Source organism: Bacillus sp. LK2, from assembly GCF_001043575.1.
Classification (GTDB): Bacteria; Bacillota; Bacilli; order Bacillales; family Bacillaceae_G; genus Bacillus_A; species Bacillus_A paramycoides.
On record NZ_LDUK01000089.1, the window covers coordinates 1 to 257 of the forward strand.

A 257-nucleotide genomic window follows, 5' to 3' on the forward strand; every position below is an offset into this window, starting at 1 on the left:
AGCTATTCGTGAAAAGAAAAAAGGAATTACATATACAGAGCGTACGAAACTTTTACAAGGAATTACGGTATATATGACAAACATTCCTACGGAATGGGTATCAAAAGAGAAAATCTATGATTTATATTCACTACGTTGGCAAATTGAACTGTTATTTAAAATATGGAAATCCTGGTTTCAAATTCATCGTTGTAAATCTATTAAACAAGAGCGATTAGAATGTCATCTTTATGGACAACTCATTAGTATCCTATTAT

Annotated in this window: 1 protein-coding gene; it reads left to right on the plus strand. The window is 30.4% G+C overall.

All coding sequences use genetic code 11. The features are described from left to right. Nucleotides 1-257 (plus strand): transposase (locus VK90_RS27120; protein WP_048376692.1); only part of this gene is annotated, 257 nt, incomplete at both ends.